Source organism: Actinoplanes sp. NPDC024001 (assembly GCF_040638955.1).
Taxonomy (GTDB): domain Bacteria; phylum Actinomycetota; class Actinomycetes; order Mycobacteriales; family Micromonosporaceae; genus Actinoplanes.
Genome location: NZ_JBEZZB010000160.1, coordinates 1 through 23,710, shown reverse-complemented (window position 1 = coordinate 23,710; position 23,710 = coordinate 1). Strand labels below are relative to the sequence as shown.

Below are 23,710 nucleotides of genomic sequence, written 5' to 3'. Positions count from 1 at the left end.
GGTTCGGGGTAGGACGTCGCAATCCACACCGAACCCGAAGGCCCTCGCCTATTTCAAGATCTCCCCGTCACCAACGTCCGTGGTCAGTACAGCTAGCTGACCGCGGCCTGCCGGAAGGCGGCGAGTGTCCGCTCGACGTCCTCGCGGGTGGTGCGCCAGTTGCTCACCGAGAGCCGGATGGCGCGCCGCCCGTCCACCGCGGTGCCGCTCAGCCAAGCCTCGCCGCTGTCGATCACGGCGCGCAGCACCCGTGTCGTGGTGTCGTCGTCGGCGAACCGGAACAGCACCTGGTTGACCACGACGTCGTTGAGGACCTCGCTGCCCGGCACCCCGGCCAGCCCGGCGGCGAAGGCGCGTGCGTGCTCGCAGCAGCGCTCGACCAGCTCGGCCACGCCCTGCCGGCCGAGGGAGCGCAGCGCGGCGTAGACCGCGAAGCCGCGGGCCCGCCGGGAGAAGCCGGGGGTCCAGTCGATGGCGTCGCGCGGCGCGCCGTCACCGCCCTGCACCAGGTAGTCCGCGGTGGAGCTGAGCGCGGCACGGTGCGGTTCGGGGTGGGCGCAGAAGGCGACGCCGCTGTCGTACGGCACGTTGAGCCACTTGTGCGCGTCGAACGCCCACGAGTCGGCCCGTTCCGCCCCGGCCGCCAGGTGCCGCAGCGCCGGGCTGGCCCGCACCCACAGCCCGAACGCGCCGTCGACGTGCAGCCACGCCCCGGCCGGCGCGCAGGCGTCGGCGATCGCGGCCAGGTCGTCGAAGGCGCCGCTGTTCACCTCGCCGGCCTGGGCACACACGATCGTCGGCTGCGCCGGCCCGGCGAGCACCGCCCGCAGCGCGGCGACGTCCATCCGGCCGGCGTCGTCGGCGGGCACGATCATCAGCCCCGCCGTGCCGAACCCGAGCAGCCGCAGCGCCCGGTCGACGGTGGTGTGCCGGCGGCTGCTCGCCACGATGCGAACCGGCGGCGCGCCGTGCAGGCCGGCCTCCTCGACGTTCCAGCCGACCTGGCGCAGCACGTGGTGCCGGGCGGCGGCGAGGCAGGTGAGATGCGCGGTCTGGCAGCCCGGCACGAACGCGTAGGACGAGCCCTCCGGGAGCCCCATCAGGTCACGCAGCCACTCGCCCGCGACCTCCTCGACGACCGCGGCCGCCGGCCCGCAGGCGTAGAGCCCCGCGTTCTGGTCCCAGACGGTGGTGAGCCAGTCAGCGCCGACCGCGGCCGGCAGCCCGGCCCCGATGACGAACCCGAAATAGCGCCCGGACGGAATCCCCACCAGCCCGGGCTCGACCGCCTCGGCGAGCTCCTCCACCACCCGCACCGGCACCGTCGGCCCGGCCGGCAACGGCCCGCCCAGCCGCTCCCGCAGCTCGGCCGTGCCGGCGGTCTCACCCACCGGCCGCTCGTCCAGCCCGCCCAGCCAGTCGGCGGCGATGCGCGCCGTCCGCCCCAGCACCGCATCGAAGTCCTTCTCCACCGCCTTACGGTAGGCCGCGTCCCGCGCGGCCGGCGGTCACATTTCGGCCACCGGGTACGCCGGGGTCAGTCCTCGTGATCGGTGGCGCGGGCCGCGCACAGGAACGAGCCGCCCACCGCGAACGCCCCCAGCACCCCGAGCGAGACCTGCTGCTGATGGTCGAGTTGCCGCTCGTAGGTCGTCCGGCTGACCTCGACGACCCGGTCGTGATCCTCCAGGACGTAACGCCCGCCGCGGACCGCCGGGCTGCCGTCGAGGGCGGCGAAGGCCAGCACGATGCTCAGCCAGAAACCGAAGAAGACGAGCGCGGCCAGGATCGCGGCCCACACCGGCACGTGCGGCGGCACCCAGGAGGCCAGGCTCCACAGCCGGCGGGGTGCGCGGGTGCGGTAGCCGCGGCGGTTGGCGAGGATGCCGGCGGCGAAACCGGGAACAGTGAGCAGGGCGGCGACGCCGACCGCGACCGCCGAGTGGACCGGGCGCATCCCGGCGGCGAGGGCGACGATGAGCGCGGCCGACCACAGCACGGCGGCTCCGCAGAACAGGCTGAGTCCCAACAGTCCACGGTTCGTGATCATCACTGCGAACGCTAGTGTTCCGGCCGCTGCCGCGGAGCCGTTTCGGGTGCTATCGTGGGCAGTTGACTCTGCCCGAATGGCAAAAGTGCCTGCAAACCCACTATCAGATTACGCCCTGGGAGCGGTCTTGTCAAATCTGTCAAGCGTCCAGTCGGAAAATCTCGCGGAGGAGCAGCGCCACCTCACCGATCTCTACCGGCACCTCGACGAGCTGCGGTCGACCACCGAGCGGCGTCTCGCCGAGGCGCGGCTCGGCAACGGCGGCACCAAGCAGGCCCTCTCCCAGCGGGACGCGGCCACCACTCACTACGCCGAGCGCCTCGCCCAGCTCACCGCCGTCGAGCACGGCCTGTGCTTCGGCCGCCTGGACCGGCACGACGGCGAGCCGCTGCACATCGGCCGGATCGGGCTCACCGACAGCGAGCGGCAGCTGCTCGTCGACTGGCGGGCGCCGGCCGCCCGCCCGTTCTACGTGGCGACCGCGGTCACCCCGCACGGGGTGTCGCGACGCCGGCACATCCGTACCCGGGAGCGCGCGGTGGTCGGTCTGGACGACGAGATCCTCGACCCGCGGACGGCCGGGGACTCGGCCCCGGTGACCGGGGAGGCCGCGCTGCTCGCCGCGCTGACCGCGAACCGCACCGGGCGGATGCGCGACATCGTCGAGACGATCCAGGCCGAGCAGGACCGGGTGATCCGCTCCGACCTGGGCGGCGTCCTGGTCGTGCAGGGCGGGCCCGGAACCGGCAAGACGGCGGTCGCGCTGCACCGCGCCGCCTACCTGCTCTACACCTACCGCGAGCAGCTCAGCACCCGCGGCGTGCTGATCGTCGGGCCGAACGCCACCTTCCTGCGCTACATCTCGCACGTGCTGCCCTCGCTCGCCGAGACCGGGGTGCTGCTGGCCACGCCGGGCGACCTCTTCCCCGGCGTGACGGCCCGGCGGCCGGAGCCGCCGGCCGTCGCCGAGCTCAAGGGTCGCGCCACGATGGTGGAGATCCTGCAGGCAGCGGTACGGGTGCAGCAGCGCGTCCCGGACGAGCCGACCGAGATCGTGGTGGACCGGCACGTGCTGCGTCTCGAGCCGGCGGCGGTCGACGCGGCCCGGCAGCGCGCCCGTGCCTGCGGGCGGCTGCACAACCTGGCCCGGCCGGTCTTCGACGAGGCGGTCCTGGACACCCTGGCCGGGCAGATCGCCGAGAAGATCGGGTACGACCCGTTCTGGGACGACCCGCTCGGTGAGGACGACGCTCTCGCCTCGCCGAACGTGCTCGACGAGGCGGATCTGGCGGACCTCCGGGCCGACCTGGCCGCCGACCCGGGCGTCCGGGCCGTGCTCGACCGCCTGTGGCCGGTGCTCACCCCCGAGCAGCTGCTCACCCGCCTGTACGCCGACCCCTCCGTCCCCGGCCTCACCGGCGCGGAACGGGACCTGCTGCGCCGCGAACCGGGCGGCGGCTGGACCCCGGCCGACGTGCCGCTGCTGGACGAGGCCGCCGAACTGCTCGGCGAGGACGACCGCGCGGTGCGGGAACGGGCGGCCCGGCACTGGCGGCGGCAGCTGGCGTACGCGCAGGGCGTCCTCGACGTGACGGCCGGCTCGAAGTCGTACGAGCTGGAGGACGACGACGAGGCGGCGATCCCGAACGCGGCTGACGTCATGCAGGCCGACATGCTGGCCGACCGCTACGAGCACCGGCAGTGGCGCTCGGCGGCGGAACGAGCCGCCGCGGACCGCCGTTGGGCCTTCGGGCACGTGATCGTCGACGAGGCGCAGGAGCTGTCCCCGATGGCCTGGCGACTGCTGATGCGCCGCTGCCCCAGCCGGTCGATGACGCTGGTCGGCGACCTCGCTCAGGCGGGGGCCCTGGGCACTCCGGCGGACTGGGGGCAGGTGCTCAGCCCGTACGTCGCGGATCGCTGGCGTCTCGCCGAGCTGACCGTGAGTTACCGCACCCCGGCGGAGATCCTGGATTACACCCGCCGGGTGATGGCCGCGGCGGGCGCGCCGATCGAGCCGCCGCGCCCGGTCCGGCAGGCCGGCGTCGAGCCGTGGGAGGAGACCGGGTCGCTGGACCGGCTGGCCGAGCTGGTCGAGCGGGAGACCGGCGGCCGGCTCGCGGTGATCGCCCCGGCCGCCCGGCGCGACGAGCTGGCAGCCCGGCTGCCGGTCGGCACCGACCTGGAGGAGGACGCCGTGCTGCTGACCGTGACCGAGGCGAAGGGCCTGGAGTTCGACGCGGTCGTGGTGGTCGACCCGGCCGGCATCCTGGCCGAGTCGCCGCGCGGCGCCAACGACCTCTACGTCGCGCTGACCCGGCCGACCCGCACGCTGGGGGTCTTCACGCCAGCGTGAGGGTCTCGCCGCGGCCGATGGCCTGGACGCCGGTCAGCGACCGGACCTGGCACTCGGTGAGGAAGTCGCCGAGCGGGGACTTCATCACCCGGTAGTCGTCGTAGTGGATCGGCAGGGTCAGCCGGGGCCGGATCAGCCCGGTCAGCTCGGCGCCCTGCCGCCCGTCCATGGTCAGCGTCAGGCCCAGCAGTCTGGTGCCGCCCAGGTGGATCAGCATCACGTCCGGTTCGCCGCAGCGTTCCCGGATCTCACCGAGGAACGGCCGGTACAGGGTGTCGCCGGTGATGTAGAGGCGCAGCCGCCGCTCGCCCTCCACCTCCCACTCCACCAGCGAACCCATCACGTCCGGCAGCAGCCGGTCGACCAGGCCCGGCCCGTGCCGGCCGGGCAGCGCGGTCACCCGCAGCACCTGGCCGTCCCGGCGCCACTCCTCGGCGTCCCAGGTGGGCAGCCCGCGTACGGCGGAGAAGCTGCGCCGCCGCAGCCGCCGCTGCGCCTGCGTGGTGGTGATGATCGGCAGATCGCGGGGGAGGACCCGCCGGGCCGCGCCGTCGAAGTGGTCGCCGTGCAGGTGGGAGAGCAGGATCCCGTCGAGGGGCGGCAGGTCCGCGTACCCCAGGGCGGGGTCCAGCAACCGGCGCGTCCACGCGCCGTAACCGAGGTGCACCCGGCTGCCGGCCGGCCCGAAGGCCGGGTCGGTGAGCAGCGTGAACGCGCCGAGCCGCAGCAGGGTGGTGGCGTTGCCGACGAAGGTCACGGTCGCGTTCGCAGTCATCCGGCGCGGCTACCCGCCGGATCGGGACTGAAACCCCGTGACAGGATGGCCGCCATGTCGATCGACAGCGCCGCCGCGGAAGAGCTCTGGAAGCAGTATCAGGCGGCCCGGCCGGATGCGGCGGCAGCGGCGCCGGACTACACGGTCGAACGGTTCGGCGACTCGCCTCAGCTCGCCGACGACCTGCTCGCCCTGGTGCTGGCCGGCATCAAGCGGGCCACCTCGTCGCTGGTCGCCGACTTCTCCGCGGAGGGCACGCCGATGCCGCGGATCGGCGGCCACTGGATCGTCTGCGACGGCGCCGGCACGCCCCGCGTGGTGCTGCGCACGACCGAGCTGCGGATCGGCGCCTTCGACAGCGTCGACGAGTCGTTCGCGCACGCCGAGGGCGAGGACGAGCGCACCCGGGAAGCCTGGATGCGCGAGCACCGCCGTTACTGGCAGCGCACGAACGCCGGCTGGACCGAGGCCGACGAGATCCTCTTCGAGCGCTTCAGCGTCGTCTTCCCGCCGGAGGTGGCGGACTGACCCGGGTGCGCGGGGTGTGCCGCCGGTAGACGCTGACCGTCGGGTCGCCGGCCAGCCAGAACCGCCACGGCACGTCGTGCGCCGACGTCACGCCGACGCGGGGTCCCGCCGCGATCGTCCCGGCCGGCTCGGCGGGCGCGGTGAGCGTGGCCGGTCCGGTGCCGTCGACCACCGAGGTGTCGTTGGCGCCCCGGTCCAGGGCGAGGACCTGCATCAGCTTCGCCGGGCCGGAGGCCAGGTCGGTGTCGCGCCGGGCGGCGGGCCGCCGCTGCCGGGCGGTCGCCACCCCGTCGACCACCTCACCGGCGCGCAGCAGCACGGCGGCCGCCCGGCCGGTCTCGCCGCAGACGATGTTGGCGCAGAAGTGCATCCCGTAGATCTGGTAGACGTAGAGCCGCCCGGCCGGGCCGAACATCACCGCGTTGCGGTTGGTGACGCCCCGGTGGGCGTGACTCGCCGGGTCCTCGCCCAGCCCGCTGTACGCCTCCACCTCGGTCAGCCGCACGGTCACGCCGTTGGCGGCGAGCCGCCAGCCGAGCAGCCGGCGGGCCGCCTCGTCCACGGCTTCCGCCGGCAGGTCGAGCCACGATTCCATCAGGCTAGTGAATCACTCCGTACGCTTTCGATCACCGGGCGCTGTCGATATAGTTCGTCGCCGGCCGCGAGCTAAGGAGCTGGAGCGAACGATGCAGCAGGTGGCGTCCCGCAGGCGCGTGCTGGTGTGGTCCGCGGCGCTGGCGCTGCTGCTGATCGGCGTTCTGGGCGCGGTGACCTACCTGTTCGTCCGGCTGACCGACCTGCCGCCGTCGGCGGCGAAGGCGCCGGCCGGCCCGCCGCCGTCCTTCCCGGTGGAGGGCGCCGGCACCGGCCCGCGAGCCGCCACCGAACCCGTGCGGACGACCAACGACCTCGAGCTGGTCTGCGAGAACTGGTACTACCCGGACGCGCCGAAGTACCGGGGCAGGGCGCCGCACCCGGTGACGATCAGCGTCCGGGACCGGATGGACGGCACCAACCGGGCGACCCGCACCCTGAACCAGACCGCGTACGGCGGCTCGGCCGAGAAGCGGCGTGCCTGGGCGCCCCGGCCGGCGCAGACGCAGCTGGTGGCCTGTCTGGATCTGATCGGCGCCGGGCCGAAGTTGCGCGACTGCGAGGTGGAGGATCCGGACCCGCAGACGCTGCCGCTCAAGCAGGGCCGGTACCGGCTGACCGTCTACGAGGTGGCGACCCGGGAGAAGGTGGCCGAGACGGACCTGATCGGCCGGGACAAGGCCTGCCCGTGGGTGGCGATCACCGGCACCGACCGGACGCTGTACAGCCTGGTCGACGACGACCAGCTCTACCGCGCGCTGCGCAAGCGGGTGGAGGACTAGGTCCAGCCCAGGAACCGCTCGTAGAGGTCGGCCGGCGGACCGCCCGCACCGGCCGCCCAGTCGTCGATCGCCTCGACCATGCACGATCCGAGGTAGACCGACAGGCCGTGCGGGAACTTCTGGTACTGCTCGGCCAGCTCCACCTTCGCGGTCGCGCACGGCCACGGCAGACCGCAGACCCGGCAGTCCCACGACGGTCGCTGCCCGACGTGTTCGGTCCGCGGCACCAGCATTCCGGCCTCACCTTGCGCGATTCGACGGCTACACAATGGAGCCTCGCCTGGCTTACGCTCGACCTCAAGCCGGACTGGTGAGAATCCCAGAAATGGATTCTCGCCGTCTCGGGTGGGGCGATTCGATCGTCTCGTTCGATACATCTCGGATCCGAGGAGCGAAGTGATGACCGAGACGGGGTCGACCGTGCCGCGGCGGCAGGTCGGCCGGCTCTTGCGGCAGTTGCGTGAGCAGGCCGGCATCTCGCTGATGGCGGCGGCGGGCGAGCTGGAGTTCTCCCGCGCCCGGATGTACCGCATCGAGAACGGCGAGGTCCCGGTGCGCAAGCACGACGTGATCGCCATGTGCTCGGTCTACGCGGCACCCGCACACATGACCGAGGTCCTCATCGGCCTGGCCCAGGAGTCCAAGGCCAAAGGCTGGTGGCATGCCTACGGCGACGTCGTCCCGGCCTGGTTCGAGCTCTACGTCGGCATGGAGCAGGCGGCGAGCCGGCTGCGCTCGTTCGCGCCCAGCGTGATCCCCGGCCTGCTGCAGAGCCGGGAGTACGCGGAGTGCGTCTTCCGCCGCTGGCACGGCGACGACGAGGCCGCGGTGGAGAACGCGGTCGCCGTCCGGCTGGAGCGGCAGTCGCTGCTGAGCCGGCGCCGCCCGGAGGCCCCGCAACTGGACGTGATCATCGACGAGGGGGTGCTGCACCGCGCCATCCCCGACACGCTCGGCATGCAGAAACAGCTGGCCCACCTGGTCAACGTCTCGACCCGGCCGAACGTGAGCGTCCGGGTGATCCCGTTCGGCGCCGGGCCGCACAAGGCCGCCAGCTCCGGGCAGTTCACGGTGCTGGAGTTCCCCGCCGTCGGGACCGCCTCGCCGGAGCCCACGACGATCTATTGCGAGAATCTCACCGGCGCGCTCTACCTGGATAAGCTCAAGGAGGTGGAGACGTACGAGTCGATCTGGGCCGAGCTCGAGGCGACCGCGCTCAGCCAGTCCGACTCCGACGATCTCATCGCGGCGATCATCGAACGAAGCGACACCTGACTTGGCCTGAGAGGAGAGTCGATGGCCGACCTGACCGGTGCCGTCTGGCACAAGAGCACTCGCAGCGGTGGCAACGGTGGCGACTGCGTCGAGGTCGCCGCCAACCTTCCGGGCATCGTGGCGGTCCGCGACACCAAGGACCGGGACGGCGCTGCCCTGGTGTTCACCCACGCGGAGTGGAGAGCGTTCCTGGCCGGCGTTCGTGACGGCGAGTTCGACATCGAGTGAGATGGCGTGCCGCGGTCTTATGACTCGGTGTGCCGGCCCTTAAGGATTGCTTTCCCGCACGGATCGCGGCGGACGCCCGTCGCATAGTGAACGGGCACCGTCCCCCACGGTTCCCCCTCGGCGAGGTCAAGAAGTCGGCCCCGGCGAGCTTGAGCACATCAGGGCGGCCCTCATAGGGTGCACCGGTGTTCGAAATCTTGAAGTCGTTCCTCCGGCGCCTGGCGGGCGCGCCGGACCGGCAGCCGGTGCACGAGCAGGACGTCGAGGTCCCGCGCGAAGCCGTGCCGGCGAGCCCGGAACGGCCCACCGGTCCCGCGCCCTCCCGTCCCACCCCGTCACCCTCGGCCCGTCCCGCGCCGGCCCGGCCCGCGACCACGCGGCGGCCGCCCCGGCAGGTACCGCGACCGCGCGGGGGACGGCACCTGGCGTACGCGCCCGACCTGGACGGCGACGCCGACCCCGGTGAGATCGTCTGGACCTGGGTGCCGTACGAGGACGATCCGGCCCAGGGCAAGGACCGTCCGGTGCTGGTGGTCGGCCGCGACGGCCGTACCCTGCTCGGCCTGATGCTCTCCAGCCAGAGCGAGCGCGACGGCCAGCGGCACTGGCTCGCCCTCGGCCCCGGCGACTGGGACCGGTCCGCCCGGCCCAGCTGGGTGCGGCTCGACCGGGTCCTGGAGGTGGAGGAGGACGGCATCCGCCGGGAGGGCGCGGTGCTCGACCGCCCCCGCTTCGACCGGGTCGCGGCGATCCTGCGCCGCAACTACGGCTGGCCGTGACGCGCGTCTCGGCGCCGTCCACGGAATAGGCGTAATCGGACAGTCCCGGGCGTACGCCGGATAGCGTTGCGGTCATGGATGTGGACGTCATGGCCGGTTTCGGTGGCAAACAGGCCTGGCTCGCCGTCGCCGGCGGCGAGCCGGCCGCCGTCCTGGCGGCGCTCGGCCTGCGTGACCTGGGCCCGGTGCGCTGGCGCGACGGCCTGGACCTGGCACATCTGACCGACGACCGGGTGGCGGTCACCCCGCTGCTGCCCGGCGCCCGCGACACCGGCTGGGTGCTGGCGGTGGGTCGCCGGTTGATGCAGTCTCCGCCGGACGTCGTCGAGCTCTCCGCGACGCTCGGCACCGAGGTGCAATACTTCGCCACGCATCGAGTCACCGAGCTGCATCGATGGCAGCGAGCGGCGCGCGGTGACCTGGTCCGCGCGTTCGGGTATGTAGGGCAGACCGGTGAGGTCACGTCGTGGTTCGGCGAGCCCGACCCGGCGGAACGCGACGCCGGCCTGCCCGGCGAGCTCGACCCGGAGGCCACCGTGCTGGTCGCCGAACGGGATGTGTTCCGGGTGGCCGGTGCCTGGAGCATCGATCCCACCACGTTGACCGGACTGCCGCCCGGCCCGTTGCGGATGGGCGCGGCCGACTAGTTTGCGGAGGCCACATGCGCAAGTACGTGATCATGGGCGTGCAGGGCAGCGGCAAGGGCACCCAGAGCCAGCTGCTGCGCGAGGAGTTCGACCTGGTGCACATCAGCGTCGGTGACATCTTCCGCTGGCACGTCCGCAACCACACCAAGATCGGCGCGCAGGTCCGCCGGGTCATGGCCGCCGGCGAGCTGGTCGGCGACGACCTGGTGGAGTCGGTGGTCCGTCGCCGCCTCGACGAGCACGACTGGAACTTCGGCTTCATCATCGACGGCTTCCCGCGCAACGGCCGGCAGGCCGAGTTCTTCATGGAGAGCTACGACATCGACGCCGTCATCCACCTCGAACTCACCGACGAGGAGGTGCGGCGGCGGGTGCTCAGCCGCCGGCTCTGCCCGAACTGCGGCATGGACTACAACCTGATCGCCGACCGGCCCGAGGTGGAGGGCCGCTGCGACATCTGCGGCCACGAGCTGGTCACCCGCGCCGACGACACCCCGGAGGCGCTGGAGGCCCGGCTGCGCGACTACCACGAGAAGACCCGGCCGGTGCTGGAGCTGTTCCGGCGCAAGGAGGTCGTGCACGACGTGGACGGGCGGCCGCCGCTGGAAGAGGTCCAGCAGGCCATCCGCAAGACGCTCGGCCTGCCGCCGTACCGGGGATAGACCGCGCCGTGCCGCCGCGCCGTGACCTGGTGCTCGTCGCTGTCGTGCTGGTGGTCGACGCGCTGGCGCTGCTGCCCGCGCCCGGGTCTCCCGGGCCGGCCGGCTGGCTGCTGCTGATCGCGGGCGCGGCGCCGCTGGCCGTGCGCGGCCGGTTCCCGGTCGCCGCGTTCGCGGTGAGCGGCGCGGCGGCCGTGCTCTACTACTCGTCCGGTTTTCCGGACACCCCGATGGCGCTCGGCTTCGTGATCGCCCTCTACACGGTCGCGCGCGACCGTGGCCGGGTGGTGACAGCGGTGGCCGCGATCGCCCTGTTCCTGGCTTTTCCCGCGGCCTCGATCGCCGACGGTCTCCGGCTGGACGAGTTCGCCGGGGTCGGCGCGATCCTGCTGGCCGCGGTCGCCGCCGGCGAGGTGGCCCGGACCCGCCGCGAACGCCTGCGGCTCGCCGAGGAGCGGGCCGCCGAGGCCGAGGCCGGCCGCGCCGCGGAGGGCGCCCGGCAGGCCGCCGAGGAGCGGCTGCGGATCGCCCGTGAGTTGCACGACGTGCTGGCCCACCAGCTCTCGCTGATCAGCGTGCAGGCCGGGGCGGCCCTGCACCGGCGGGACGCGGACCAGGCGTTCACCGCCCTCACCGAGATCCGGTCGGCCAGCAAGGAGGCCCTGCGCGAGATGCGCGGGGTGCTCGGCGTGCTCCGCGGCGCCGAGGCCTCCCTCGCCCGGCTGCCCGAGCTGGTGACGCAGACGCGCTCCACCGGGCTGGTGGTGGAACTGACCGGCGAACCGCCGGCCCTGCCGGCCGCGGCCGACGCGGCCGCCTACCGGATAGTGCAGGAATCGCTGACCAACGCGATGCGGCACGCCGGCGCCGGGCACGTGCACATCGACGTACGGGAGACCGGCGACGACGTGGTGATCACCATCGTGGACGACGGCGCGGGCGGCCCCGCCGAGGTGTCCGGCGCTGGGAACGGGCTGCGCGGCATGGCCGAGCGCGCCGCCGCCGTCGGGGGCCGCCTGACCGCCGGCCCCGGGCCGGACGGCGGTTTCCGGGTCGAGGCCCGCCTGCCCCGGACGGCGCCCGCATGATCCGGGTGCTGCTCGCCGACGATCAGACGCTGGTCCGGGCCGGGTTCCGCACGATCCTGGAGGGCGAGCCCGACATCCGCGTGGTGGCCGAGGCGGCGGACGGCCGGGAGGCGGTGCGGCTGGCCGGATCGGAACGACCGGACGTGGTCCTGATGGATGTGCGCATGCCGCACCTCGACGGCCTCGAAGCCACCCGCCGGATCGCCGCCGACCCCGCCCTGGACGAGACCCGGATCGTCATCCTCACCACGTTCGAGCTGGACGAATACGTCTACGGCGCCCTCCGGGCCGGGGCGAGCGGCTTCCTGCTCAAGGACGCCGAACCGGCCGAGCTGATCCACTGCGTCCGGGTGGTCGCCCGCGGGGAGGCGCTGCTCGCACCCTCGGTGACGCGCCGGCTGATCGCCGAGGTGGCCGCCCGTACCGACCCGCCGCAACCCCCGCCCGAGGCGGCCACCCTGACCGCTCGCGAGGCCGAGATCGCCGACCTGATCGCGGCCGGACTGTCCAACGAGGAGATCGCGAAACGGCTCGGCATCACCCACGCGACCGCCAAGACGCACGCCGGCCGGATCCTTGGCAAGCTGGGCCTGCGGGATCGGGCACAACTGGTGGTGTGGGCTTACGAGTCCGGCCGGGTCCGCCCCGGCTGGTTGACCTGAGTCGGGCCGAAACCCACACAACCGGGCATCCGCGTCTCCCTGCGCAAATCCGCCGGTATCCGTCCAATATGGCGGTGTTCCGGTTCCGGATCTCTGTGTAAGGAGATCGAAATCTCTTTGACATATTGCGTTCGGGCAGAACCGGGCGTAAACAAAGACAAAGCCAAAACGAGTCGGGCGGTGAGCAACCAGATGTACGCCGAGGAACGCCAGCAGGAGATAGTGCAGCGAGCCCGCGCCGAGGGCCGGGTGGACGTCGTCGCGCTGGCCGACACCTTCGGCGTCACCGCCGAGACGATCCGCCGCGACCTGACCGTGCTCGAACGGGCCGGTGTGCTGCGACGGGTGCACGGTGGCGCCATCCCGGTGGAACGGCTCGGGTTCGAGCCGGCCCTCGCCACCCGGGACGCCGTGCTGATCAGCGAGAAGGAGCGGATCGCCAAGGCGGCCCTCGCCGAGGTGCCGGAGGACGGGGCGATCATCCTGGACGCCGGGACCACCACCGCCCGGCTCGCCCACCTGCTGCCGGCCGATCGTGAGCTCACCGTGGTGGTGAACTCGCCCGTGCTGGCCGCGACCCTCGGGCTCAAGCCCAACCTCACCGTCCTGCTGCTCGGCGGCCGGGTCCGCGGCAAGACCCTGGCCACCGTGGACGACTGGGCGTTGCGGCCGCTCGCGGAGATGTATGTCGACGTCGCGTTCATGGGCACCAACGGGTGCACCGTGGAGCGCGGCATGACCACACCGGACCCGGCCGAGGCGGCGGTCAAGCGGGCGATGATCGCCGCCGCCCGCCGGGTCGTGCTCCTCGCCGACCACACCAAGATCGGCAACGACTATCTGGCCCGGTTCGGCGGCCTCGCCGAGCTGGACCTGCTGATCACCGACAACGGGCTCGACGGCGAGCTCGCGGGCGAGGTGGAGGCCGCCGGCGTCCGGGTGGTCCGCGCATGATCCTCACCGTCACCCTCAACCCGAGCGTCGACCGGGCCCTGGAGGTCGACGCGCTGGTCCGTGGCGAGGTGCTGCGGGCCGGTGACTCGCACATCGACCCCGGCGGCAAGGGCGTCAACGTCACCCGGGCGCTGCTGTCCAACGGGATCCGCTCCACCGCGGTGGTGCCCACCGGCGGTGCGGAAGGCGATCAGCTGATCGACCTGCTCAAAGCCGAGGGGGTCGACATGCTGGCCGTCCCGATCGCCGGGCGGACCCGCTCCAACATCACCCTGGCCGAGCCGGACGGCACCGTCACCAAGATCAATGAAGTCGGCCCGGTGCTCTCCGACGCCGAGTTCCAGCAGGTCAGCGAGGCGGTCCTGACGGCGGCGGCCGCCGCCGACTGGGTGGTCATCTGCGGCAGTCTCCCGCCCGGTCCGGGCATCGCCGCCTTCACCGACCTGTGCGAGCGGCTGGTCGCGGCCGGCACCCGGCTGGCTGTCGACAGCAGCGGCCCGGCGCTGCTGGCCGGCGTGACGGCGGGCGCGTCCCTGGTCAAACCCAACCGTGAGGAACTCGCCGAGGCGATCGGCGCCGAGCTGTGCACGCTCGGCGACGTGGTCGCCGCCTGCGAGAAGCTGCGCCGAGCCGGCGCCGGAACAGTGCTGGCCAGCCTCGGCGCGGACGGTGCGGTCCTCGTCGACGAGGCCGGCGTGCTGGCCGGCACCTCACCGGTGAGCGTGCCCCGCAGCACGGTCGGCGCCGGTGACGCCCTGCTGGCCGGCTTCCTCGCGGCCGGCGCGCGCGGCTACGCCGCGCTCGTCGAAGGCCTGGCGTGGGGCGCGGCCGCGGTCAGCCTGCCGGGCAGCAGGATGCCGGGCCCGGGCGACCTCGACCGTACGACCGTCCAGCTCAACCACACCCCCGACCCGAGCCGTCCCCTCCGCAGCGACTGACCACCCGCCCCGAGCCGCCCACGCCGCAGCGATTGGCACCCGCCCGATCCGCCCAGGCCGCAGCGACTGACCACCCGCCCGAGCTGTCCACTCCGCAGCGACCTAATGCCCGCCCGAGCCGCCGCAGTCAGCAACACGACCGCCCGGCCCGGCGCCAGCCGAGCCGCCGCAGTCCGCAACGCCCGGCCCGGCACCAGCCGAGCCGCCGCAAGCACGCAACGTCCGGCCCGGCGCCAGCCGAGCCGCCGCAGTCCGTAAGCCCGACGGAACAAGCCGTTCCGTTCCGACCCGGCCGCCTCGCACAACCCGCACGGCGGCGACCCACCCGCGCCGCGGCGAACCCCGCCCGCTGCCGCCGGCATCCCGGCTCGACCCGCTCGCTCCGCCCGCGGAACGAACGGCGACCCACACCCCGCAAAAGACCGAAATAGGCGCTTATAACCGTACGGATCGGAGCCCACCGCGGACCCGAGCCCACGAATGGAGATCCCCTGATGGCTTCTTCATATACCCCCGAGGTCACCGGAACCGGCTTCAAGGCCCGGGTCCAGAAGATCGGCGGTTACCTGGCCGGCATGGTCATGCCCAACATCGGCGCGCTGATCGCCTGGGGCCTGATCACCGCCCTGTTCATCCCGGTCGGCTGGACGCCGAACGAGAACCTGGCCCAGCTCGTCGACCCGATGATCAAGTATCTGCTGCCGGTGCTGATCGGCTACACCGGTGGCCGGATGGTCCACGCGCAGCGCGGCGCCGTGGTCGGCGCGGTCGCCACCATGGGCGTCGTGGTCGGCGCGGAAGTGCCGATGTTCCTCGGCGCGATGATCATCGGTCCGCTGGCGGCCTACATCCTCAAGCTGTTCGACAACGCCATCGAGGGCCGGGTCCGCCCCGGCTTCGAGATGCTGGTGGACAACTTCTCGGCCGGCATCATCGGCGGCGCCTTCGCCATTCTCGGCAAGCTGAGCATCGGCCCGATCGTCGACGGGATCACCCGCGCGGCCGGCAACGGCGTCGACTGGCTGCTCGACCACAGCCTGATGCCGCTGGTCTCGGTGCTGGTGGAGCCGGCCAAGGTGCTGTTCATGAACAACGCCATCAACCACGGCGTGTTCGGCCCGCTCGGCGTGCAGCAGGTCGCCGAGGAGGGCAAATCCATCCTCTTCATGATCGAGTCGAACCCCGGCCCCGGTCTGGGCCTGCTCGCCGCGTACCTCTTCTTCGGCCCGAAGTCGCTGCGCCCGTCCGCCCCGGCCGCGATGATCATCCACTTCTTCGGCGGCATCCACGAGATCTACTTCCCGTACGTGCTGATGAAGCCCCGCCTGATCCTGGCGATGATCGCCGGCGGCATGGCCGGCGTGGCGACCTTCATGATCACCGGGACCGGGACCGTCGCGACCCCCGCTCCGGGCAGCATCTTCGCCTTCGCCGCGGTCACCGCGAAGGGCGGCTACTTCGGAATGATCCTCGGCGTCGTGATCGCCGCCGCCGTCACCTTCGGCGTCGCGGCCCTGCTGCTCGGCTTCGGCAAGCTCAAGTCCGACCAGGAGGACGTGGCCGCGGAGGAGACCGCCGAGGCCGAGCCCGCCGGGCACGAGGCCCCGCAGCAGCGCGCCGCCGAACCCACCGCTGAGGCCGAGGCCGCCACCGGCACCGACGGCAGCCGCAAGGAAAACGCCTAGTCAGGAGAGCAGCATGGCAACCATCAACGGCAAGGACATCCAGAAGCTCGTCGTCGCCTGCGACGCCGGCATGGGCAGCAGCGTGATGCTCGCCAGCACGTTGCGCAAGCAGCTCGGCAAGACCGGCGTCACCGTCGAGCACACCCCGGTCAACTCGATCCCGGCCGACGCCGACGTGGTGGTCTGCCACAGCGGACTGGCCGCCCGGGCCCGCTCGGTCGCCCCGGACAAGCCGATCGTGCCGTTCCAGGTGTTCCTCGGCGACCCGGCGGTGACCAAGGTGGTCAAGGCCATCCAGCAGGGCACCGACCTCAATGTCTGAGCTGCTGGACCGCCGGGCGATCAAGCTGGCCGAGAAGGCCGCCGACCGCGACGAGGCGATCCGCCTCTGCGGGGAGGCGCTGGTCGAGATCGGCGCGGTGGAACCCGGCTACGTCGACACGATGCTGGCCCGCGAGCGGTCCGTCTCGACATACGTCGGCGAGGGTGTCGCCATTCCGCACGGCACCTTCGGCGGCAAGGAACTGGTGAGACGGGACGCCCTGGCGGTGCTCCGTTTCCCCGAGGGCGTCGACTGGGGCGGTGAGCCGGTGCACCTGTGCGTCGGCATCGCCGCCGCCGGCGACGGGCACGTCGAGCTGCTGGCCGCCCTGGCCGAGATCCTGCTCGACGAGGACCAGGCCCGTGAACTGCGCGAGGCCACCGACCCCGAGACCGTGGAAAGGTTGCTCGGGACGATCCAGGAGGACAGTGAATGAAGGTCGTGCGATTCCACGCTCCCGGCGACGTCCGTTTCGAGGACATGCCGGAGCCGTCCGCCGGCCCGGGTGAAGTGAAGATCCGTGTACGGAACTGTTCCACCTGCGGCACCGACGTGAAGATCTCCAAATTCGGTCACCACCACATCCACCCGCCCCGGGTGATGGGCCACGAGATCGCCGGCGAGGTCGTCGAGGTGGGCGAGGGCGTCGAGGGTTGGGCGAGCGGCGACCGGGTCCAGGTCATCGCCGCGATCCCGTGCGGTGAGTGCGCCGAGTGCCGGCGTGGCCGGATGACCGTCTGCCCGAACCAGGTGTCGATGGGCTACCACTTCGAGGGCGGCTTCGCCCAGTACACGGTGGTGCCGAAGGAGGTTCTGAAGGTCGACGGCCTGAACCGCATCCCCGAGGGCGTCTCGTTCGCCGAGGCGTCCGTGGCCGAGCCGCTGGCCTGCGCGCTCAACGCGCAGAATCTGGCCCGGGTCGGCGACGGCGACGACGTCGTGGTGATCGGTTCCGGTCCGATCGGCTGCCTGCACGTACGCCTGGCCCGGTCCCGTGGCGCCGCCCGGGTGTTCCTGGTCGAGCTGAGCCGGCAGCGCCTGGACATGGCCGCGGAACTGGTCAAGCCGGACGCCGCCATCTGCGCCGCCGAGGTCGACCCGGTCGAGGAGATCCGCAAGCTCACCGACGGCCGTGGCGCGGACGTCATCATCACCGCGGCCGCCTCCGGCAAGGCGCAGGAGCAGGCCATCGAGATGGCCGCCCGGCAGGGCCGGATCAGCTTCTTCGGCGGTCTGCCCAAGGACAACCCGACCATCACCTGCGACTCGAACCTGGTGCACTACCGGGAGCTGATGATCGTCGGCGCCAACGGGTCCAGCCCGGCGCACAACGCCGAGGCGCTGCAGCTGGTCGCCACCGGCGCGGTGCCGGTCGCCGACCTGATCACTCACCGCCTGCCGCTGGAGCAAGCCATCGACGCCTTCGGGATCGTGGCGCGCGGCGAGGCGATCAAGGTGACCATCGAACCCTAGGAGACGTCATGCCCACCCGTACCGTTGCTGTCGGCTCCGCCAGCGGCCTGCATGCCCGGCCGGCGAAGCTTTTCGTGGAAGCCGCCGCGGCGGCGCCCGTCAAGGTCACCATCCGGGTCGGTGACCGTAAGGCGGTGCCGGCCAAGAGCATGCTCTCGGTCCTCGCGCTCGGCGCGAAACAGGGCACCGAGGTGATCCTGGAGGCCGACGGCGACGGCGCGGACGAGGCCCTGGACGGCCTCGCCGCGCTGCTCGCCCGCGACCTCGACGCCGAGGAAACCAGTGATGTCTGACCAGGTCACCCTCACCGGGATCGGCGTCTGCGCCGGTGTCGCCGCCGGTCCGCTGCTGCGGATCGCGGCGGTGCCGGCGCTGCCGCCGCCCACCCCGGTCGGCGACGCCGCGGCCGAGACCGAGCGGGCCTACGCCGCGCTCGCCGAGGTGGTCGCCGACCTGGAGCGCCGGGCGGACCGGGCCACCGACTCCACGGTCGAGGAGGTGTTGCGGGCCGAAGCGCTGATGGCCGACGACGAGATGCTGCGCGAGGGCGTCCGCGAACACGTCGAGGCCGGTCAGGACGCGCCGCACGCGGTCGACGCCGCGTTCGGCGCCTTCCGGGAGGCGTTCGAGGAGGCCGGCGGCTACCTCGCCGAACGCGTCGCCGACCTGGACGACCTGCGCGACCGGGCGATCGCGGTGCTGCTCGGCCGGCCCATGCCGGGCGTGCCGCAGCCGGGCCACCCCTACGTGCTCGCGGCCCGCGACCTGGCGCCGGCGGACACCGCCGACCTCGACCCGGAACAGGTGATCGCGCTGGTCACCGAGGTCGGCGGCCCGACCAGCCACACCGCGATCCTGGCCCGGGCGCTGGGCCTGCCCGCGGTGGTGGCCTGCCCGGGTGTGCTGGACGTCGCGGAGGGCACGCTGGTGCTGGTCGACGGCGCCACCGGGCGGGTCGACGTGGGCATCGACGAGGCCACCGCGGAGGCCGCGAGGCAGGGCGCGACTCAGGCGGCTGCCGCGGTCTCCGGTCTCACCGGTCCGGGTCGGACCGCTGATGGGTACGGGGTGAAGCTGCTCGCCAACGTCGGCTCGGTGAAGAACGTGCCCGCCGCTGACGAGGTGCACGCCGAGGGGGTCGGTCTGTTCCGGACCGAGCTGCTCTTCCTCGACCGGGTGCAGGAGCCCACGATGGCCGAGCAGGTCACCGCGTACCGGGAGGTCTTCGCGGCGATGGCCGGCCGCCGCGTGGTGATCCGCACGCTGGACGCCGGCGCCGACAAGCCGCTGCCGTTCCTGGACCAGGAGGGTGAGCCCAACCCCGCGCTGGGCGTCCGTGGTCTGCGGGTGGCCCGGCGTCGCCCGCGGGTGCTCGCCACCCAGTTGGCGGCGATCGCCGAGGCGCGGGCCGCCACCGGCGCGGACGTCTGGGTGATGGCGCCGATGGTGGCCACCGTCGAGGAGGCCGCCACGTTCGCCACCGCCGTACGGAATGCGGGTCTGCCGAAGGCCGGCGTGATGATCGAGGTGCCGGCGGCCGCGCTGCGTGCCGCCGATCTGCTGGAGGTGGTCGACTTCCTCAGCATCGGCACGAACGACCTGAGCCAGTACACGTTCGCCGCCGACCGGATGTGCGGCGACCTGGCCGACCTGCTGGACCCGTGGCAGCCGGCGCTGTTGCAGCTGATCGGGCTGTGCGGGGAGGCGGGCCGGGCGGCGGGCAAGCCGGTCGGGGTGTGCGGGGAGGCGGCGGCCGATCCCGCGCTCGCGCCGGTGCTGGTCGGCCTCGGTGTGACCAGCCTGTCCATGTCACCGCGGGCGATCCCGGCGGTGCGTGCGTCACTCGCCGGCCACACCGAGGCCGATTGCCGGCGCCTCGCCACCGAGGCCGTGGCCGGCAAGAAACCATCGTGATGATTTCGGGCGCGCAGCGCGCCCGAAATCACCACCGGGTCAGTTGAAGGGGAAACCGGGCGGGAAGCTGACCGGATTCGGCATCGTCTCCATCCGGTGGATCACGTCCCAGAGCACCTTCGGGGTGCCCGGCGTGCTCTCCAGCGCGACGACCTTCTTCGTCCGCCCGCTCGTGTATCCCACCGCGACCCGGTAGAGGTAGCGGTCGCAGCACGTGTTCTTCGGAACGTAGCGCGGCCGCAGCGCACGGAACGCCGGGCTCGACGCCAGCCGCAGCACCTCCGTGGCGTGCCGGGTGCCGCCACCGGAGAGCGCGAACGACGACAGCCCGCCGTGGATCCCACCGGTGCGGACCACTGAAATGCTGTGCGCCTGGGGTTGTGGTGCCGCGACGGCCGGCTGCGCGGTGCCTGCGGCCAGCGCGGTGAGGCCCACCAGCAGGGCGCCCAGCCGGCGGGACAGAGTAAACCTGCTCCTCGTCATGTCGCCAGAATATCGGGCATAACTGGGCGAAGACGGTCCAAAACGCCGGTCTCGTCAGACCCCGACGCTTCCCGGCTGGTCCGCGGCGTTCAGGTCGAAGCCCCGTTTCGTCAGCTTGGACTCCAGCACATGGCAGACGTGCTCCACGACGGCGAAGCGCGCGTACTGCTTGTCGTCACCAGGGATGATCTTCCAGCGGGCCTTGGGGCGGTCCGTCCGCTCGATCATGTCCTCGATCGCGGCCTCGTAACCCGGTCGCTTCTCCCGGTTGCGCCAGTCCTCGTCGGTCAGCTTCCACGAGCGCAGCGGATCGTTCTTCCGGCTCTCGAAACGGCGCAGCTGCTCCTCGTCGGAGACGTGCATCCAGAACTTGATCAGGATCATGCCCTCGGCGGTCAGGGTCCGCTCGAACTCGGCGATCTCGTCGTACGCCCGCTTCCACTGCTCCTTGGTGGCGAACTCCTCGACCCGTTCCACCAGCACCCGCCCGTACCAGGACCGGTCCAGCACGGCCATCCCGCCGTTGCCGGGCAGCACGTTCCAGAACCGCTGCAGGAAGTGGTGCCGCTTCTCGTCGTAGGTCGGCGCCGCGAACTGCGCCACCCGCACGTGCCGGGGGTCCAGCGGAGCGACCAGCCGTTTGATGGCGCCGCCCTTGCCGGAGGCGTCCCACCCCTCGAAGAGCACGCACAGCGGCGGGCCGATCCGCTTCTCGCCGATCTGCCCGCCCAGGATCAGCCGCAGCCGGAGCAGGCGTTCCTGCGCTGCCTTCAGCCTCTCCTCGGCCTTCTTCTTCGAGATCTCGAGCGGCGGTTCCGCGCTTCCCAGGTGACCCATTCGCCTAGCATCCCGAAACCCAGTGTGATCCGCATCAGCGGGTGCGGGACAATCCGTGCGTGACTCTCGTAGACGACCTGTTGTGGCGCGGACTGATCCAGGACTCGACCGACCCCGACGAGCTGCGCAAAGCACTCGACGGCGGCTCGATCACGTTCTATGTCGGCTTCGACCCCACCGCCGCCTCGCTGCACGTCGGTCACCTCATGCAGGTCATGACCGCCCGCCGGCTGCAGCAGGGCGGGCACAAGCCGCTGCTGCTCGTCGGTGGCGCCACCGGCCAGATCGGTGACCCGCGCGAGTCCAGCGAGCGCACCCTCAACCCGCCCGAGGTGGTCGAGGGCTGGGTGCAGCGGATCCGTTCACAGCTGTCCCCGTTCGTCACCTACGACGGGGAGAACGCGGCAACCCTGGTCAACAACCTGGACTGGACCGGCCCCACGTCGGTGATCGAGTTCCTGCGTGACGTCGGCAAGCACTTCCCGGTCAACAAGATGCTGGCCCGTGACGTGGTGCGCAACCGCCTCGAGTCCGGGATCAGCTTCACCGAGTTCAGCTACCAGCTGCTGCAGTCCAACGACTTCTACCAGCTGCACGTCCGCAACGGCTGCCAGCTGCAGTTCGGCGGCTCCGACCAGTGGGGCAACATCACCGCCGGCGTCGACTTCGTGCGCCGCCGCGGCGCCGGCCCGGTGCACGCCTTCGTCACCCCGCTGGTCCTCAAGGCCGACGGCACCAAGTTCGGCAAGACCGAGGGCGGTGCCGTCTGGCTCGACCCGACCATGACCAGCCCCTACGCCTTCTACCAGTTCTGGATCAACAGCGACGACCGCGACGTCGTCCAGTACCTGAAGTACTTCAGCTTCAAGTCCCGCGAGGAGCTGGAGGAGCTGGAGAAGGCGACCGCGGAGCGGCCGCAGGCTCGGCTCGCGCAGCGAGCCCTCGCCGAGGAGCTCACCGCGCTCGTGCACGGGCCCGAGGAGGCCCGGCAGGCCATCGCGGCCAGCCAGGCCCTCTTCGGGCGAGGATCGCTCGACGAGCTCTCCGCCGACACGTTGCGCGCGGCTCTGGCCGAGGCAGGCCTGCTCGAGGTACGAGGTGAGCTCCCGCCCGTCGGCAAGCTGCTCCAGGAGTCGGGTCTCGTGGCCAGCGCCAACGAGGCCCGCCGCACGATCGGCGAGGGCGGGGCATACCTGAACAACGAGCGCATCACCGACGGCGAGGCGGTCGTCCCGGAGTCGGCCCTGCTGCACGGCCGTTTCCTGGTGCTGCGCCGCGGCAAGCGCACGTTCGCCGGCGTCGAACTCCTTCCCTGACCGTCCACGAGGCGATGCTCCGGCCCACGCCGGAGCATCGCCTCGCCGCCTTTCTGCTCACCGTGCCGAGCTGACCGCCGGTGGCGCGACTCGGACGGGGCGGCGCCGCAGAAGGACCGCGCCGGCCGCGTTGAGGGCCAGGCCCCACAGCAGCGCCGTCGTTGTCCATCCCGCCCATCCCGCCACCCCCGCTGATCCGGCGAGCACCTCCTGCGCGGCCCCGTACGGCGTGAGCCAACCGCGGGCGGCGCCCAGCGGCGCAAGCAGCGTGTACGCGCCGAGCGGCAACACGATGGTCCCCAGGCAGCCCCACACCGGCCGCTCGATCAGCAGTCCCAGTCCCGTGCCGACGAGCTGGGCCAGGATCTGCACCAGCACACCCGCCACGGCGATCACGCCGGCGTGCGCCCAGGGATCCGGGGCGGTGGACTCGGATGCGGCCAGAGCGGCAACGGAGAACGCGTTACCGGCGAACCCGGCGGCCACCGCGATCAGCACCGCTCCGGCCAGCGCCGGCAGCACCCGTCCACCGGCCGCCTTGCGAAGGCCGTTCGCCAGCAGGACTCCGATGAACGGCAGCGGAACGGAGATCAGCAGATGCACCTGCTGCGCGATCGTGGCGAAGGTGAGCTCCGCGGGTGGCAGTCCGGCCATGAGCCCCGCGGCGGCAAGTGCCCCGACCGCGAACGTCACCACGAGGAGGACCCGCCGGCCTCGTGTCCTGGCCGCACTCCGCAGCGTGCGAGCGATCGTGTCGTTCACATCTACCTCCTACGTGATGGCTGCTACGGGTCACGATCGCCGAGGAGCACGCGATCCCGCACGAGCCGGAGGATCTGGACGCCCCCCTACTTTGGTAGGTGCTGCCGGGCCCGCCCGTCTGCCGTCTCAACGCCGCGCAGGCCGCAGGTCGCTTCCAGAAGCCGCGAATGTCCGGCAGAAATGCTCTGACCTGGAGTTTCCTAATGATCAACGTGCTGTGACCCACGTCGCGGTGGGCCGATTTGGCGTCCAGCTCCCGGCCATGTAATGTTTTCCGAGCCGCCAGGGAGACGGGCGAGCGAGCGGGACCCGATCTAGGGGCCCGGCGCGGCCGTCCTGACGGAAACCCTAATCTTGATCGCACGGTCGACGATCGTGCGGTTTTGTGGGGTGCCTGTGCGGTTTCTGTTTGTTGAATTCGGTTGCGAAACGCGGATTTGACACGGCGGAAACGGCGGGTAAAGTAGAGCGAGTGCCCCGGAGGGTGGGCCGCGAATGCGGAACGCAGGATGGTGTGCGGTTGTTCTTTGAGAACTCAACAGGGTGCTTGATAAGCCAGTGCCAATTATGGCAATACCCCGGCTCATCGTTTAGGCGATGGGT

At 72.0% G+C, this 23,710-nt stretch carries 27 protein-coding genes; 19 read left to right on the top strand and 8 right to left on the bottom strand.

Annotated elements, in window-relative coordinates; all coding sequences use genetic code 11:
- Positions 1-92: 92 nt before the first annotated feature.
- Both AB0F81_RS40740 and AB0F81_RS40735 read right to left on the bottom strand, forming a co-directional pair.
- On the bottom strand, positions 93-1,472 hold the full coding sequence (locus AB0F81_RS40740; RefSeq protein WP_360207155.1) for a pyridoxal-dependent decarboxylase: 1,380 nt from the start codon (positions 1,470-1,472) through the stop codon (positions 93-95).
- Positions 1,473-1,537: 65 nt separating this feature from the next.
- Positions 1,538-2,050: a hypothetical protein gene (locus AB0F81_RS40735; protein WP_360207152.1), complete on the bottom strand. Its 513-nt coding sequence runs from the start codon at positions 2,048-2,050 to the stop codon at positions 1,538-1,540.
- A gap of 127 nt (positions 2,051-2,177) precedes the next feature.
- On the opposite strand from AB0F81_RS40735, the gene AB0F81_RS40730 reads away from it, so the two are divergent.
- Positions 2,178-4,406: an ATP-binding domain-containing protein gene (locus tag AB0F81_RS40730; RefSeq protein ID WP_360207149.1), complete on the top strand. Its 2,229-nt coding sequence runs from the start codon at positions 2,178-2,180 to the stop codon at positions 4,404-4,406.
- On the opposite strand, the gene AB0F81_RS40725 is transcribed toward AB0F81_RS40730, so the two are convergent.
- Positions 4,393-5,181: an MBL fold metallo-hydrolase gene (locus tag AB0F81_RS40725; RefSeq protein WP_360207146.1), complete on the bottom strand. Its 789-nt coding sequence runs from the start codon at positions 5,179-5,181 to the stop codon at positions 4,393-4,395. The two genes, AB0F81_RS40730 and AB0F81_RS40725, sit on opposite strands and share 14 nt — an antisense overlap.
- Before the next feature lie 54 nt (positions 5,182-5,235).
- On the opposite strand from AB0F81_RS40725, the gene AB0F81_RS40720 reads away from it, so the two are divergent.
- Positions 5,236-5,709: an ASCH domain-containing protein gene (locus AB0F81_RS40720; RefSeq protein ID WP_360207143.1), complete on the top strand. Its 474-nt coding sequence runs from the start codon at positions 5,236-5,238 to the stop codon at positions 5,707-5,709.
- Here AB0F81_RS40720 and AB0F81_RS40715 read toward each other — a convergent pair.
- Complete coding sequence (locus AB0F81_RS40715; protein WP_360207140.1) at positions 5,675-6,304, bottom strand: DNA-3-methyladenine glycosylase; 630 nt, start codon at positions 6,302-6,304, stop codon at positions 5,675-5,677. The two genes, AB0F81_RS40720 and AB0F81_RS40715, sit on opposite strands and share 35 nt — an antisense overlap.
- Before the next feature lie 100 nt (positions 6,305-6,404).
- On the opposite strand from AB0F81_RS40715, the gene AB0F81_RS40710 reads away from it, so the two are divergent.
- The gene (locus AB0F81_RS40710) at positions 6,405-7,085 is read left to right on the top strand and encodes a hypothetical protein (RefSeq protein WP_360207138.1); all 681 of its coding nucleotides are present in this window, start codon (positions 6,405-6,407) and stop codon (positions 7,083-7,085) included.
- Here the strand turns inward: AB0F81_RS40710 and AB0F81_RS40705 are convergent.
- Positions 7,082-7,318, bottom strand: a complete 237-nt coding sequence (locus AB0F81_RS40705; protein ID WP_360207135.1) for a hypothetical protein — start codon at positions 7,316-7,318, stop codon at positions 7,082-7,084. The genes AB0F81_RS40710 and AB0F81_RS40705 overlap by 4 nt on opposite strands.
- A 166-nt stretch (positions 7,319-7,484) precedes the next feature.
- Between AB0F81_RS40705 and AB0F81_RS40700 the strand changes: the two genes are divergently transcribed.
- The 15 genes from AB0F81_RS40700 (at position 7,485) to ptsP (ending at position 19,709) form a co-directional block, all read left to right on the top strand.
- Positions 7,485-8,360 carry a helix-turn-helix transcriptional regulator gene (locus AB0F81_RS40700; protein WP_360207132.1) on the top strand — a complete coding sequence of 292 codons (876 nt, stop codon included), beginning with the start codon at positions 7,485-7,487 and terminating at the stop codon, positions 8,358-8,360.
- 21 nt (positions 8,361-8,381) lie between these two features.
- A complete protein-coding gene (locus AB0F81_RS40695) occupies positions 8,382-8,588 on the top strand; it encodes a DUF397 domain-containing protein (RefSeq protein WP_360207130.1) in 207 nt (68 codons plus the stop codon).
- 281 nt (positions 8,589-8,869) lie between these two features.
- Positions 8,870-9,367, top strand: coding sequence for a type II toxin-antitoxin system PemK/MazF family toxin (locus AB0F81_RS40690; protein WP_360207163.1), 498 nt, complete (start codon positions 8,870-8,872; stop codon positions 9,365-9,367).
- Between the two features lie 74 nt (positions 9,368-9,441).
- Positions 9,442-10,014 carry a hypothetical protein gene (locus tag AB0F81_RS40685; protein ID WP_360207127.1) on the top strand — a complete coding sequence of 191 codons (573 nt, stop codon included), beginning with the start codon at positions 9,442-9,444 and terminating at the stop codon, positions 10,012-10,014.
- A 14-nt stretch (positions 10,015-10,028) separates the two neighbouring features.
- The gene (locus tag AB0F81_RS40680; RefSeq protein ID WP_360207124.1) at positions 10,029-10,676 is read left to right on the top strand and encodes a nucleoside monophosphate kinase; all 648 of its coding nucleotides are present in this window, start codon (positions 10,029-10,031) and stop codon (positions 10,674-10,676) included.
- An 8-nt stretch (positions 10,677-10,684) separates the two neighbouring features.
- Entirely contained in the window at positions 10,685-11,761 is a 1,077-nt protein-coding gene (locus AB0F81_RS40675) for a sensor histidine kinase (RefSeq protein ID WP_360207121.1), read from the top strand.
- Entirely contained in the window at positions 11,758-12,423 is a 666-nt protein-coding gene (locus tag AB0F81_RS40670; RefSeq protein ID WP_360207118.1) for a response regulator transcription factor, read from the top strand. Before AB0F81_RS40675 ends, AB0F81_RS40670 begins: the two co-directional genes overlap by 4 nt.
- A gap of 192 nt (positions 12,424-12,615) precedes the next feature.
- Positions 12,616-13,377 (top strand): DeoR/GlpR family DNA-binding transcription regulator, encoded by a 762-nt coding sequence (locus AB0F81_RS40665; protein WP_360207160.1) that lies wholly within the window; start codon positions 12,616-12,618, stop codon positions 13,375-13,377.
- Positions 13,374-14,315 (top strand): 1-phosphofructokinase family hexose kinase, encoded by a 942-nt coding sequence (locus tag AB0F81_RS40660; RefSeq protein ID WP_360207116.1) that lies wholly within the window; start codon positions 13,374-13,376, stop codon positions 14,313-14,315. Before AB0F81_RS40665 ends, AB0F81_RS40660 begins: the two co-directional genes overlap by 4 nt.
- 491 nt (positions 14,316-14,806) lie before the next feature.
- Entirely contained in the window at positions 14,807-16,000 is a 1,194-nt protein-coding gene (locus AB0F81_RS40655; RefSeq protein ID WP_360207158.1) for a PTS mannitol transporter subunit IICB, read from the top strand.
- A 13-nt stretch (positions 16,001-16,013) separates the two neighbouring features.
- On the top strand, positions 16,014-16,322 hold the full coding sequence (locus tag AB0F81_RS40650; protein WP_360207114.1) for a PTS lactose transporter subunit IIB: 309 nt from the start codon (positions 16,014-16,016) through the stop codon (positions 16,320-16,322).
- Positions 16,315-16,758 (top strand): PTS sugar transporter subunit IIA, encoded by a 444-nt coding sequence (locus tag AB0F81_RS40645; protein ID WP_360207112.1) that lies wholly within the window; start codon positions 16,315-16,317, stop codon positions 16,756-16,758. The genes AB0F81_RS40650 and AB0F81_RS40645 overlap by 8 nt, the downstream gene beginning before the upstream one ends.
- A complete protein-coding gene (locus AB0F81_RS40640) occupies positions 16,755-17,795 on the top strand; it encodes a zinc-dependent dehydrogenase (protein WP_360207110.1) in 1,041 nt (346 codons plus the stop codon). Before AB0F81_RS40645 ends, AB0F81_RS40640 begins: the two co-directional genes overlap by 4 nt.
- Before the next feature lie 8 nt (positions 17,796-17,803).
- A complete protein-coding gene (locus AB0F81_RS40635; RefSeq protein WP_360207108.1) occupies positions 17,804-18,088 on the top strand; it encodes an HPr family phosphocarrier protein in 285 nt (94 codons plus the stop codon).
- Positions 18,081-19,709: a phosphoenolpyruvate--protein phosphotransferase gene (gene ptsP, locus AB0F81_RS40630; protein WP_360207105.1), complete on the top strand. Its 1,629-nt coding sequence runs from the start codon at positions 18,081-18,083 to the stop codon at positions 19,707-19,709. Before AB0F81_RS40635 ends, ptsP begins: the two co-directional genes overlap by 8 nt.
- A gap of 39 nt (positions 19,710-19,748) precedes the next feature.
- On the opposite strand, the gene AB0F81_RS40625 is transcribed toward ptsP, so the two are convergent.
- Together AB0F81_RS40625 and AB0F81_RS40620 are read right to left on the bottom strand one after the other, a co-directional pair.
- Positions 19,749-20,192: a hypothetical protein gene (locus AB0F81_RS40625; RefSeq protein WP_360207103.1), complete on the bottom strand. Its 444-nt coding sequence runs from the start codon at positions 20,190-20,192 to the stop codon at positions 19,749-19,751.
- A gap of 54 nt (positions 20,193-20,246) precedes the next feature.
- A complete protein-coding gene (locus AB0F81_RS40620; protein WP_360207100.1) occupies positions 20,247-21,029 on the bottom strand; it encodes a UDP-galactose-lipid carrier transferase in 783 nt (260 codons plus the stop codon).
- Positions 21,030-21,088: 59 nt separating this feature from the next.
- On the opposite strand from AB0F81_RS40620, the gene tyrS reads away from it, so the two are divergent.
- Positions 21,089-22,345: a tyrosine--tRNA ligase gene (gene tyrS, locus AB0F81_RS40615; RefSeq protein WP_360207098.1), complete on the top strand. Its 1,257-nt coding sequence runs from the start codon at positions 21,089-21,091 to the stop codon at positions 22,343-22,345.
- Positions 22,346-22,402: 57 nt separating this feature from the next.
- Here tyrS and AB0F81_RS40610 read toward each other — a convergent pair whose 3' ends face one another.
- The gene (locus AB0F81_RS40610; protein WP_360207095.1) at positions 22,403-23,107 is read right to left on the bottom strand and encodes a hypothetical protein; all 705 of its coding nucleotides are present in this window, start codon (positions 23,105-23,107) and stop codon (positions 22,403-22,405) included.
- Between the last annotated feature and the right edge of the window lie 603 nt (positions 23,108-23,710).

Excerpts from the sequence above, each read along its gene's own strand:
- ptsP (WP_360207105.1), top strand. The coding sequence starts at position 18,081 with ATGTCTGACCAGGTCACCCTCACCGGGATCGGCGTCTGCGCCGGTGTC.
- AB0F81_RS40645 (WP_360207112.1), top strand. The coding sequence starts at position 16,315 with ATGTCTGAGCTGCTGGACCGCCGGGCGATCAAGCTGGCCGAGAAGGCC.
- AB0F81_RS40665 (WP_360207160.1), top strand. The coding sequence starts at position 12,616 with ATGTACGCCGAGGAACGCCAGCAGGAGATAGTGCAGCGAGCCCGCGCC.
- AB0F81_RS40715 (WP_360207140.1), bottom strand. The coding sequence starts at position 6,304 with ATGGAATCGTGGCTCGACCTGCCGGCGGAAGCCGTGGACGAGGCGGCC.
- AB0F81_RS40695 (WP_360207130.1), top strand. The coding sequence starts at position 8,382 with ATGGCCGACCTGACCGGTGCCGTCTGGCACAAGAGCACTCGCAGCGGT.
- AB0F81_RS40705 (WP_360207135.1), bottom strand. The coding sequence starts at position 7,318 with ATGCTGGTGCCGCGGACCGAACACGTCGGGCAGCGACCGTCGTGGGAC.
- AB0F81_RS40700 (WP_360207132.1), top strand. The coding sequence starts at position 7,485 with ATGACCGAGACGGGGTCGACCGTGCCGCGGCGGCAGGTCGGCCGGCTC.
- AB0F81_RS40670 (WP_360207118.1), top strand. The coding sequence starts at position 11,758 with ATGATCCGGGTGCTGCTCGCCGACGATCAGACGCTGGTCCGGGCCGGG.
- AB0F81_RS40735 (WP_360207152.1), bottom strand. The coding sequence starts at position 2,050 with ATGATCACGAACCGTGGACTGTTGGGACTCAGCCTGTTCTGCGGAGCC.
- AB0F81_RS40625 (WP_360207103.1), bottom strand. The coding sequence starts at position 20,192 with ATGACGAGGAGCAGGTTTACTCTGTCCCGCCGGCTGGGCGCCCTGCTG.
- AB0F81_RS40685 (WP_360207127.1), top strand. The coding sequence starts at position 9,442 with ATGGATGTGGACGTCATGGCCGGTTTCGGTGGCAAACAGGCCTGGCTC.
- AB0F81_RS40620 (WP_360207100.1), bottom strand. The coding sequence starts at position 21,029 with ATGGGTCACCTGGGAAGCGCGGAACCGCCGCTCGAGATCTCGAAGAAG.
- AB0F81_RS40680 (WP_360207124.1), top strand. The coding sequence starts at position 10,029 with ATGCGCAAGTACGTGATCATGGGCGTGCAGGGCAGCGGCAAGGGCACC.
- AB0F81_RS40650 (WP_360207114.1), top strand. The coding sequence starts at position 16,014 with ATGGCAACCATCAACGGCAAGGACATCCAGAAGCTCGTCGTCGCCTGC.
- AB0F81_RS40635 (WP_360207108.1), top strand. The coding sequence starts at position 17,804 with ATGCCCACCCGTACCGTTGCTGTCGGCTCCGCCAGCGGCCTGCATGCC.
- AB0F81_RS40720 (WP_360207143.1), top strand. The coding sequence starts at position 5,236 with ATGTCGATCGACAGCGCCGCCGCGGAAGAGCTCTGGAAGCAGTATCAG.
- AB0F81_RS40725 (WP_360207146.1), bottom strand. The coding sequence starts at position 5,181 with ATGACTGCGAACGCGACCGTGACCTTCGTCGGCAACGCCACCACCCTG.
- AB0F81_RS40640 (WP_360207110.1), top strand. The coding sequence starts at position 16,755 with ATGAAGGTCGTGCGATTCCACGCTCCCGGCGACGTCCGTTTCGAGGAC.
- AB0F81_RS40660 (WP_360207116.1), top strand. The coding sequence starts at position 13,374 with ATGATCCTCACCGTCACCCTCAACCCGAGCGTCGACCGGGCCCTGGAG.